Consider the following 10,822-nt stretch of genomic DNA (forward strand, 5'->3'; position numbering starts at 1 on the left):
CCTCGGAGGCAACCGGTGACGGATCCGCGCGGTCCGCCTCAGCCGAGGCGAAGCGGCCGGTTCTGCCGCTCGGTGTCCTGCCTCACCCTGCCGAGCCGGCCACCGCCGGCCGACCCGGTCACGTCGGCGCCGGTCGTCCGGGCGGCGAGGACGTCAGGGCTTGCGCAGGTCCAGCGGCGGCCGCACGGGCGCCTCGGGCTCCGGTCGCGGCTCCGGGTCCTCGCGCGAGCGCTCCGGGTCGTCCTGCGGCGGCATCAGGGACCGCGCCAGAAGGGTCCCTCCGGCCACCGCGCCCGGCATGAGCACGACGGAGACCAGCGGTACCAGGAAGCACAGGGTCAGCGGCACCCCGAACCCGAGCGTGAGCGCCATCCGCCCGCGCAGCACGCGCATCCGCTCCCGCAGCGGCACCTCCCGGCGCTGGAAGGCCACGCCGCTGAGTTCGAGGGCGAGGAAGTACCCGGAGACGCAGAAGCCGAACACGGGGACGACGGTCTGGCCGACGACGGGGATGAAGCCGGCGGCGAAGAGCAGGACGCTCCAGGCCGCGACCCGGACCAGCACCCGCAAACTGTCCCGGGCGGAGCGCAGCAGATCGCGCCACAGCGGGACCTCGGGCGCGTCCGGGGCGCCGCCCTCGGAGACGTCGACCCGCTCGGCGAGGGACTCGTAGAAGGGCTGGCCGACCAGGAGGGTCACCGCGGTGAAGGAGATCACCGACAGCAGCAGGCCGCCGCCGAAGACGACCGCGGTGAGCAGCCCGCGGAACAAGCCGCGCCAAGGCGAGTCCCAGGCGTCGGCGAAGGGCGTGGCCCAGGCGGCGGCGTCGTCGGCCCAGAAGGCGAGGCCGACCAGTGCCGCCGCGTAGCCGACGAAGGTGATCAGCGCGGGCAGTAGCCCGAAGCCGAACCAGCGTCCGTGCCGCAGCACCCATCGCTGGCCGTCCACGAAGAGCCGTATACCGGCGGCGAGATCTCGCATGCGCGACAGGGTATGCGAACCGCGAGCCGTACGGTTCAGACCATGACCTCGCAGTCGCGGGCGCCCGAGAGGTCCGGGTCGAACAGGCAGACGTCCGAGCCGGTGTCACCGGTGACGACTCCGGTGCCGGCGGTGTCCTCGGCCCGCAGGAAGAGCACGTCGTCGCCCGGCCCGCCGCTGACGATGCCGGAGTTGGCGTCGGCGTCGCCGATCAGGTCGACCAGGTCGCCGCCGGCGCCTCCCGCGACGCGCCCGCTGTTCCCGCCGTTGATCTCGATCATGTCGGCCCCGTCGCCGCCGTCGACGCTCCCCGCGTTGCCGCCGCGGACGGTGATGACGTCGATGCCGCCGCCCCCGGCGACCACCACCCCGGCGGGGACGCCGTACGGGCAGTCGATCTCGTCGAAACCCTGGCCGCCGGTGACGGCGCTTCCGGCGACCGGCCGGCCGTTCACCGTGCAGTCGGCGACAGCGGGTGCGGGCGGTTCGCCGGCCCGCGCGGAGCCGCTCGGGATCATGGACGACCCGGCCAGGAGGAGTGCCGCGCCTGCCAGGAACGGACGGATGCGCTTGCGTACGGTCAACGCGGCTCCTGGGGGTGGGCGCCTTGGAGAGCGGTGCGGTTGGCACGAGCGTCGTGTCCTGGCCCGCGGCCCGCAATCGGACGGGGTCCGCCCGGGGGACCGCACCGCACGGAAGCTGACTCATCGTCACCGAGCGGCCGCCGGTACCGGGTCGGCGGTGTGCGCCCGCAGAACGGGACGGCGCCCTTCCTCGCCGCGGTGGACGCCCGAAGCGGCGGTGGCGCCGGTCCGCGCGTACGGAACCGGGGCCGGCGGCGCGGGCCGGCTCGGCGGGCCCGTACCCCGGAGAGGCTGTCAGGGACCTCCCCGGGGCGTATGGGGTCAGCCCCCCGGCCACCGGCAGATGCGGCGGCCGACGGGGCTGTGCGGGACCTCGCCGTCTACGTACCCGCGACAGCGCGCCGCTTACCCTCCGAGGGGCCCGGATCTGCGCCGAGCGGCACGCCGGCGCGATACGGGCCCGCGTCGAAGGGGCCATGGGGACGGCCGGCGGCGTGCGTTCCGGCCGCGGAGCGGGCGTTCGGCCACCTGCGGCTCCGGCCCTCTCTCCGCTCCCGTTGCCGTCACCGTCCGCCCCGCCCTACTCCGGCAGACGCACCAGCATCTTCCCGATGTTGTCGCCGCGCAGGACCCCGAGGAAGGCATCCAGGTTCTTCTCGATGCCGTCGACGACGGTCTCGCGGTAGCGCAGCTTGCCCTCCCGGATCCAGCCGCCGACCTCCTCGACGAACAGCGGCTGGAGATCGTAGTGGTCGCCGACGAGGAATCCCTCGATGCGCAGCCGGTTCTGGATGAGCCGGAACAGGTTGCGGGGGCCCGGGGCGGGCTCGGTGGCGTTGTAGTGGGCGATCATCCCGCAGACGGCGACCCGGCCGCGGAGGTTGAGGGCGCCGATGGCCGCCTCGAGGTGCTCACCGCCCACGTTGTCGAAATAGACGTCGATGCCCTCGGGCGCGGCCGCCGCGAGTTGCTCGGCCACGGGGCCGTTCTTGTAGTTGAAGGTGGCGTCAAAGCCGTACTCCTCGCGCAGGAGCGCGACCTTCTCGTCCGAGCCGGCGCTGCCGATCACCCGTGCGGCGCCCTTGAGCTTGGCGATCTGGCCGACCTGGCTGCCGACCGCACCGGCCGCGCCGGAGACGAAGACCGTGTCGCCCTCCTTGAGGGCGGCGACGCGGAGCAGACCCGCGTAGGCGGTGAGACCGGTCATCCCGAGCACGCCCAGGTAGCTGCTCAGCGGGGCGAGGCCGGGGTCGACCTTGACCGCGCTCTTCGCCTTGACCAGGGCGTACTCGCGCCAGCCGAGGAAGTGCAGCACGTGGTCGCCGGGGGCGAAGTCCTCGGCACCGGAGGCGACGACCCGGCCGACCGCGCCGCCCTGCATGGGCTCGTCCAGCCCGTACGGCTCCGCGTACGACTTGGCGTCGTTCATTCTGCCGCGCATGTAGGGGTCGACCGAGACGAAGAGATTGCGCACGAGGATCTCCCCCGGCCCGGGCGCGGGGACCTCGGTCTCACGCAGTGCGAAGTCCTCCGGCTGCGGCCACCCGTGAGGACGGGCGACCAGGTGCCATTCGCGACTCTTGGGCATGCGGAACGCCTCCAAACTTTTGATTCTCAAGTCACCATGAGGCGGGAGATCCGAGTAAGTCAAACAGAGCGCTGTCGGCGTGTCCCCGCGCGCACCGGAGCGCCGGCGGAGGCGAGCGGCGGCCGCACCTGGAGCACGGCCGCGCAAAGGATGTGGAACGGAACGGCGGAGGATCCGGGGGGGGACGGGCACGGCGCCCGTCAGGTGCACCACCACAGGAAACGGTTGCACGGGGGCTTCGGCGGCGGCGTCGGGGCGACCGGCGGGGAGGCCGGCGCCGAGTGCGGCGGGGCCGCGGAGGTGGGAGAACCGCCCCCGTCGTCCTCCGGGGTGGCGCCCACGGAGGGGACGGTGGGCGTGTGGCTGACCGTGGCGGAGACCGACACCGTGGGGGACGGCGGCTTCTCGGCGCTCTCCGAGACGCTGGGCGACACGGAGGCGCTCGCACTCGCACTGGCACTCGCGGACGCCGTGGCGCCCGCGTGCTCGGGCGCCGTCGGGGCTCCGGAGGCGCCGCTGCGGGGCGAGGCGGCCGTGCCCGGGGAGGCGCCGCCGGCCGGCGAGTGCTCCGGGGCGGCCGAGTTCGCCTCCGTCACATAGCCGGCGAGCGGCAGTTCCGCCACGCTCCAGCCGACGAGCACGATCGCGGCGCCCACCAGAGTGCCGACCAGCAGCCGTGAACGGCGGCGGGCGCGGACCCGGCGGGTGCGGACCCGGCTTCCGGAGCGGCGCGGGCCCCGCTCCCCGGACTTGCGGCGCTCCGCACGGCCGCCCTCGAAGGTCCCGGTGTTCGCTCCGTCGCCGGTGGCGGGTTCCCGCCCGGGCGCGTCAGCGGGCCCCTGCTCGCTGAGCTGGTGGGCGGGCGTTCCGCACCCCGGGCAAGAGAGGGCGCCGTTGATGTGCCGTCGGCAGGCTGCGCAGTAGTCCATTGCCCGGGCAGCGTATGGGACGCAGCGATACGACGTACATATGAGAAGCCCGTTGATCCCGTGAAACCTCTGTGAAACCTGGGACATGCGGGTTCAGGGCGGCGATCAGCCCCGAATCGACCCCGAACCACCACAGGTTCCACCGCCGAACGGCACATCGGGCATCCCCTGCCCGGCCGCCGGCACCACCAGCAGCGATCCCGACAGGGGCCGCTCCGCCAGCTCCCGGGGGTCAAGACCCGTGCTCGCGGAAGTGATGTAGAGATCCGTCAGGGACGGACCGCCGAAGGCGCACGCCGTGGGCCGCCGCACCGGCACCTCCACCACCCGGTCCAGCTCGCCCCGCGGGGTGTAGCGGCGGACGGCCGCCCCGTCCCACAGGGCCACCCAGACGCAGCCCTCGGCGTCCACGGTGAGCCCGTCCGGGACTCCCGCGGACTCCTCGACGACGGCGAACGGCCGTCGCTCGCGCACGAGTCCGGTGTCGCGGTCGACGTCGAACACGTCGATGCGCCGGGTCGGGCTGTCCACGTAGTACATCAGGGAGCCGTCCGGGCTCCAGTCGGTGCCGTTGCTGACGGTCACGTCGTCCAGCACCGGCACGACCGTGCCGTCCGGCGCGATCCGGCGCAGGGTGCCGCCGCCGGGCGCCTCGTCGTAGCGCATGGTGCCGGCCCACAGGGTGCCGGCGGCGTCCACGGCGGCGTCGTTGCCCCGCCGCCCGGGGACGGGGTCGCGGTGCAGCCAGCGGAAGGCGCCGTCCGCGTCGTACAGTCCCACCCCGTCGCGCAGGTTGACCACCACGCCGCCGCCCGCGCGCGGCTTGGCGGCGCCGACGTGCTGCTCGGTCGCCATCACGGTGTCGCCTCCGCCGGCCGGGTCGTACCAGTGCACCCGGGAGGCGAGGATGTCCACCCACAGCAACCGCGCGGCGACCGGGTCCCAGGTGGGGCCCTCACCGAGCCGCGCCCCGGCCTTCAGGGCCAGTTCGACGGCGCTCACCGCGCACCGCCCCGGTAGCCGAGACGCTCGGACAGGTCGGCCGCGCCCTTGACGGCGAGTTCCTCCAGCTCCACCCGGCGCTCCTCGCTCCAGCGGATCATCGGCACCGAAATGCTGAGCGCGGCCACCACCCGCCCCGCCGAGTCGCGGACCGGGGCGGCGACGCACGAGACGTCGGGGTTGGACTCGCGCCGCTCGACGGCGACGCCCCGCTCGCGCACCGCGTCCAGTTGGCGCCGCAGTTCGCCGGCCGTGGTGATGCTGTGCTCGGTCATCGCCTTCAGCGGGCCGTCGCCCGGCAGGCGTTCGTCGAGGTCGTCCGGCGGCAGCGAGGCCAGCAGCATCTTGCCCACGGAGGTGCAGTGCGCGGGCAGCCGCCGCCCGGCGGCCGACACCATCCGCACCGCGTGGGTGCTGTCCACCTTGGCGATGTAGATGACGTCGGCGCCCTCCAGGATCGCCACATGCACCGTCTCGTCGCAGGTCTCCGCGACCGCACGGGCCACCTGCTGGCCCTCGGCGGCGAGGTCGAGCTGCTCCGCGTAGCGGCTGCCCAGCTGGTACGTGCGCACGCCGAGGCGGTAGCGGCCCGGCTGGCCGGCCTGCGGCACCAGATAGCTGCGCGCGGCGAGGGTCGTCACCAGCTCGTGCACGGTGGTGCGCGGCAGACCGAGCCTGCGGGTGATCTCGGGCGCGGACATCGTGCCGTCGCCTTCGAGGAAGAGCTCCAGGATGTCCAGGGCTCTGGTCACGGCGGGTACGAGACGTCCCATCTCTGCTCGCTCTCTCCGGCACCTGTTCGATATTTCGCATAGCGATCGGTATCGCGAACACAGCCTATCCGCGCCGGGTAAAGCGGGCAACGCTCGCACACACGCCACGCCGATTGTCGGCTTGTCGGACAAGTCTAGGGCCGTTTGCTACTTTCTCAGTGCCCATCAGGGCTTTTGTCCTGACTCGCACCTTCCGGTGATTCCTTCACCTCTCTCCTCCTCCCTCCTCCTACGGGGTCGCCGTGACGATCACGCCCAGCAGCATGCGCAAGACGCCCGCCCGGACCGGCGGGCTCGTCCCCTCACCGGCCACCGGCGACGACGGCCGGTCGGCGCCGGACACCGGCGCTCCCCGCCCCCACGACTACGCGCGCCACGGCACACTTGCCGGAGCTCTCAGCGACCCGCCGCGGCCAGGAGTCCTGTACCGGGTCAGGTACCGCTCCCTGATCTACCGCGAGGGCCACCGGGCCCGCACCCGGCTGCTGCTCGTCGCGGCTCCCCTGGCCGCGCTGGGTGTGCCGGCCTGGCTGCTGCAGCCGCGTCACTGGACGGCACTCGAGTCCGTGCCGCAGTGGGCGTACGCCGCCGACGTCGCGGTGCTGGTCTGCCTCGGGCTCGTCGGGCTCTGCCGACTGGTCGCCGCCGCCTCCCACGCCCACGCCGCCCTGGTCGCCCGCGACCCGGTCCCGGTCGCCCCGGTACCGGGCACTCGGGTGGCCCTGCTGGCCTCAGCCCCGGCCGGGGAGTCCCTGGCCGCGGTGCGGGCCACCCTGGAAGGCGCCGTGCGCGTACGGCACGACGGCCCGCTCGACGTATGGGTGCTGGACGCGGAGGGCGACCCGCAGGTCCGGGAACTCTGCGAGACGCTGGGCGTGCGGCACTTCACCCGCAAGGGCGTCGAACGCTGGAACCGGCCCGAGGGCCCCTTCCGCGCCGGCACCCGGCACGGCGACCACAACGCCTGGCTCGACGCCCACGGCGACGCCTACGAGTTCACCGCCTGCGTCGACGCCGGACAGATCCCGCTGCCCAACTACCTCGAGCGGACGCTCGGTTACTTCCGCGACCCGGACATCGCGTTCGTCGTCGGCCCGCAGGTCCACGGCGACCACGGCACGGTCGTGACCAGGGCCGCCGAGAGCCACCGCCTGCTCGTCGACGCGTCCGTCCAGCGGGCCGCCAACCGCTACGGCTCCGCCCTGTTCACCGGCACCACGAACGCCGTCCGGGTCTCGGCGCTGCGACAGGCCGGCGGGCTCTACGACTCCGCCGCCGGCGACCTGGCCACCGGGCTGGCGATCCACAGCCGCCGCAATCCCGTCACCGGCCGCACCTGGCGCTCGGTGCACACCCCGGACGTGGTGGCCGTCGGCGGCGGACCGTCCTCCTGGGCCGACTTCTTCGCCCTGCAGCGGAGCCGGAGCCGCGGCGCCTGCGAGTCCCTCCTGCGCCAGTTCTGGAAGGCCCCGTGGAAGCTGCGCCCCGGCAGCCTGCTCACCTACACGCTGGCTGCCACCCGCTACCCCCTCGCGGGGCTCGGCTGGCTCGTCACCGTGCTCGCCTGCGTCCTCCTCCTGCTGGTGGGCGCCCCCGGGGCCGCCTTCGACCCCGCGGTGTGGCTGGCCCTCCACGGCACCGCCGCCGCGTTCCGGATCGCCCTCTGCCTGGGCATCCGCGGACGCAACGTCAGCCCCCACCGGCCGAGGGGCTGCTCCGGAGCCGCCGGGGCGGCGGTGTCCGCGCTGGCGGCCCCGCTCCACCTGACCGCCCTCGGCGGGGCACTGCTGCGGCGCACGCCGCGCAGGAACGCCGGGACCGGCCCGGCCCGCCCGGACCGGCTCGCCGCCTTCGGGGTCCCCCTGCTGTGGGCGGCCCTGCTCGCCGGTGCGCTGTTCGCCGCGTTCCCCCTCGGCCACGCCGACCCGGCGCCCCTCGCCTGGGCGGCGGCCATGCTGCTGACCACCCCGGCCCCGCTGCTGGCCCGGCAGTCCGGTGTGCCGCGGCGCCGGGCCGCGGTGGCCGCGTCGGCCGCGTCGGCCGCACGGGAGGTCCGGCACAGGGGCAGGGGCCGGCACCGCGCGCCCCGGCGACGCGCCACCACCCGGATCGCCGCGATGCGCCGGCACCTGGTGCGGCGCTGAAGGGCCGGGTCGCGTACGGAGCGGCCGACGCGGCGTCAGGGCGATGGAGAAGCCCGTCCACGCGACCTGACCTACCGTCACCGCGGCGCCTCCTTGCCCGTTCCCCTCGTCCTGCGGAAACCCGAACGCCAGTCCCGGAGGGCGGGGCTGACGATCGACCACGCACTGCGCCATCCGGTAGCACTATCCGGGTGATAGTGCACATTCATGGACAAATTGGGTAGTTATGAGATCAAGACCTCTGGTCCGTCCAGTCCGAAAGGAACAGAAGTGAAGCGTTTCTCCAAGGCCGTCGCCCTGACGGCCGCCACCGGTGCCCTCGTCCTCGGTTCCGCCACCACCGCCCTCGCCGAGGGCTGGGACGGCGGCGGCAAGGGCTACGGAAAGGGCCACGGCAAGGGTTACGGCCACAGCAAGGGCTACGAGAAGGGCTACGGAAGGGGCTACGGCTTCGACACCTTCGGCTTCGGCCGCGGCGGCGCCAACGCCAGCGCTCTCGCCTTCGGCTCCCCCGGCTTCCTGAGCGGCAACGTCGTCCAGGTGCCGATCAACGTTCCGATCAACGTCTGCGGCAACGGCCTGAACGGGCTCGGCCTGCTCAACCCCGTCGCGGGCAACGTCTGCATCAACGGCTGACGCGGACCGTCCCATCTCCCGGGGCCGCCGGAGGGCACTCCCTCCGGCGGCCCCGCCATGTCACAGGCCGTTGGTGTAGGCCGACAGCCGCGCGGTGCCGTAGCCGCCGTCGATGGGAACGTTGCGGACGGCGTGACCGGTGAGCCACGCGCTGAGGTCCTTGAAGGACACGTCACCGTGGGTGTCCTTGTAGAGGGCGGCGATCCCGGTGACGTGCGGAGCGGCCATCGACGTGCCGTCCATGTCGCGGAAGCTCCCGTTGAGGTACGCCGACAGGATGCCCATGCCCGGTGCATGGATGTCGACGCAGGTGCCCCAGTTGCTGAACCAGGCGCGGCGGTCCTCCTGGTCGATCGCCCCGACCGTGAAGGCCGTCCGCGAGCTCGCCGGTGACACGAAGCACGCGTTGAGGTTGTCGTTCCCGGCCGCGGCCACGGGGAACACCCCGGCGGCTGCCAGGCCCTCCACAGCCCTGTTGGCGGCCGGCGACCAGCGCCCGGCGAGCGACAGATTCGCCACGGCGGGCTTCCTCGCGTGCCCGGCCACCCAGTCGACGCCCGCGATCACCGCGGAGTTGGAGGTGCGCCCGACGCACGGGAAGACCCGTACCGACACCAGTGCCGTCTTGCGCGCGACCCCGGTGTAGTAGCCGCCGACGACCCCGGCCACATGGGTGCCGTGGCCGTTGCAGTCCCCGCCGTCCAGGCCGTCGCCGATCGCGTCGTAGCCGGGAACGGCACGACCGCCGAAGTCCGGGTGGGAGAACTCGATGCCGCTGTCGACGATGTACGAGGTGACCTTGGCGCCCGTGGCACGCACCTCGAAGCCCGTTCCCCCAAGGGCCCGGTTGTTGATCCGGGTCAGTCCCCAGGGCGTGAAACCGCCCAGGCCGCGCAGCCCTCTCGTCCGGGGCTCCGGGGCGACCGGCGCCGGGGCGACCGAGCCCAGCGCCGGCTGGTACGGCACCGTCTGATCCGGCGCCGGCGGTAGCGGGCCGGACCGTGCCGGCGTCGCCTGCCCCGGGGGTGGAACCGGCCCCGCCGGGAATGGCCCCTGTCCCGGCCCGGGTCCCTGGGCCGGGGCCGCGGGGGCGGTGGCCGTCTGCGGGAAATCGACGGGTCCGGTCGGCTCACCCGGGAGGCCACCGGGGTACGGAGGCTCCAGGTCGCTGTCGGCGGGGGCGTCCTCCCCGAGGGGGATGGAGACCACCGCGTCCTGCTCCACCTCGTCCACGCCGGGCGCGGCACGCACCCTCTGCACCTGGGCCGGGGTGAGCCGGGCGGCGAAGCCGGCGATCGCATGCCGGTAGGTGAACAACGGCTGGACACCCAACCCCTCGAGGACGGTCTGCGGCGCCGTGCCGTCGTGCAGCGTCACGATGTACTGGTCCGGGATCGCGCCCGGCGGACCGGGCCGCGGTTCCGCCGCGCTCGGCAGGGGCGTCGCCAGGGCGAGGGCGGGAAGGGCCGTCATCAAGGCGGCGGAGGCGGTCCGCCGGAAGGAAGGTCGCATCTGCGGAGCTCCTTGACCGGTAGTAGATCTGACGATCCCCCAGGTTTCTGGTTATCAGCTCAGCATCCTGGGCGCCCCGTTCCGGCGGCTGTTCGGGTGATGCTCCGCATCCGCCCCGCCTCGAGCGTCGTTGACCAGACCGCACAACCAGTGAACAAGGAAAGGAAAAGCTCGTGAAGCGTCTCTCGAAGGCCGCAGTGCTGACCGTTGCGGCCGGTGTCGCGGTGATGGGCAGTGCGGGCGGCGCCCTCGCCAGCGACGGCGGCAAGGACTTCGACCGCGGCGGCGCCTCGGCCGAGGGTGCGGCCGTCGGCTCCCCGGGTGTGCTCAGCGGCAACGTCATCCAGGTCCCGGTCAACGTCCCGATCAACCTGTGCGGCAACAGCATCAACACCCTCGCGCCCTCGCTGCTGAACTTCACCACCGGCAACGCCTGCATCAACGCCTGACGGCGGCGCCCTCGAGGGCGCCCGCCTGCCGTCCGCGTCTCGTCAGGAGCTGTGACACGCTCGAGAGGCCTCCCGCCCGCGCCACCCCACGGCGGCCGCGACCGGGAGCACGGCCCTCGCGCCCACCGCACAGGCCTTTGACGTCCACGGTGGCAGAGAATCGCGGGACGTCGAAGATCGGAAGAGCACACGTCTGAACTCCAGTCACTTGGAGGTATCTGGTG

At 73.5% G+C, this 10,822-nt stretch carries 10 protein-coding genes; 3 read left to right on the top strand and 7 right to left on the bottom strand.

Going from position 1 to position 10,822, the window contains the following annotated elements:
* Window positions 1-153: 153 nt before the first annotated feature.
* The 6 genes from ACRWND_RS07420 to ACRWND_RS07445 all read right to left on the bottom strand — a co-directional run bounded on the left by ACRWND_RS07420 (window position 154) and on the right by ACRWND_RS07445 (window position 5,857).
* The gene (locus tag ACRWND_RS07420) at window positions 154-981 is read right to left on the bottom strand and encodes an EI24 domain-containing protein (protein ID WP_431947200.1); all 828 of its coding nucleotides are present in this window, start codon (window positions 979-981) and stop codon (window positions 154-156) included.
* Between the two features lie 35 nt (window positions 982-1,016).
* On the bottom strand, window positions 1,017-1,565 hold the full coding sequence (locus ACRWND_RS07425) for a hypothetical protein (RefSeq protein WP_431947202.1): 549 nt from the start codon (window positions 1,563-1,565) through the stop codon (window positions 1,017-1,019).
* A 580-nt stretch (window positions 1,566-2,145) separates the two neighbouring features.
* Complete coding sequence (locus ACRWND_RS07430; protein WP_431947204.1) at window positions 2,146-3,153, bottom strand: NADP-dependent oxidoreductase; 1,008 nt, start codon at window positions 3,151-3,153, stop codon at window positions 2,146-2,148.
* A 200-nt stretch (window positions 3,154-3,353) separates the two neighbouring features.
* Window positions 3,354-4,082 carry an SCO2400 family protein gene (locus ACRWND_RS07435; RefSeq protein ID WP_431947206.1) on the bottom strand — a complete coding sequence of 243 codons (729 nt, stop codon included), beginning with the start codon at window positions 4,080-4,082 and terminating at the stop codon, window positions 3,354-3,356.
* A 105-nt stretch (window positions 4,083-4,187) separates the two neighbouring features.
* Complete coding sequence (locus tag ACRWND_RS07440) at window positions 4,188-5,084, bottom strand: SMP-30/gluconolactonase/LRE family protein (RefSeq protein ID WP_431947208.1); 897 nt, start codon at window positions 5,082-5,084, stop codon at window positions 4,188-4,190.
* The gene (locus tag ACRWND_RS07445; RefSeq protein ID WP_431947210.1) at window positions 5,081-5,857 is read right to left on the bottom strand and encodes an IclR family transcriptional regulator; all 777 of its coding nucleotides are present in this window, start codon (window positions 5,855-5,857) and stop codon (window positions 5,081-5,083) included. The genes ACRWND_RS07440 and ACRWND_RS07445 overlap by 4 nt, the downstream gene beginning before the upstream one ends.
* Window positions 5,858-6,099: 242 nt before the next feature.
* Between ACRWND_RS07445 and ACRWND_RS07450 the strand changes: the two genes are divergently transcribed.
* Both ACRWND_RS07450 and ACRWND_RS07455 read left to right on the top strand, forming a co-directional pair.
* On the top strand, window positions 6,100-8,001 hold the full coding sequence (locus ACRWND_RS07450) for a glycosyltransferase family 2 protein (protein WP_431947212.1): 1,902 nt from the start codon (window positions 6,100-6,102) through the stop codon (window positions 7,999-8,001).
* A 270-nt stretch (window positions 8,002-8,271) separates the two neighbouring features.
* Entirely contained in the window at window positions 8,272-8,637 is a 366-nt protein-coding gene (locus ACRWND_RS07455) for a chaplin (RefSeq protein WP_431947214.1), read from the top strand.
* 60 nt (window positions 8,638-8,697) lie between these two features.
* On the opposite strand, the gene ACRWND_RS07460 is transcribed toward ACRWND_RS07455, so the two are convergent.
* Entirely contained in the window at window positions 8,698-10,149 is a 1,452-nt protein-coding gene (locus tag ACRWND_RS07460; protein ID WP_431947216.1) for a S8 family peptidase, read from the bottom strand.
* Between the two features lie 173 nt (window positions 10,150-10,322).
* On the opposite strand from ACRWND_RS07460, the gene ACRWND_RS07465 reads away from it, so the two are divergent.
* Window positions 10,323-10,598, top strand: coding sequence for a chaplin (locus ACRWND_RS07465; protein ID WP_431947218.1), 276 nt, complete (start codon window positions 10,323-10,325; stop codon window positions 10,596-10,598).
* The last annotated feature ends 224 nt before the right edge of the window (window positions 10,599-10,822 follow it).

Source organism: Actinacidiphila sp. bgisy167, assembly GCF_965342175.1.
GTDB lineage: Bacteria > Actinomycetota > Actinomycetes > Streptomycetales > Streptomycetaceae > Actinacidiphila.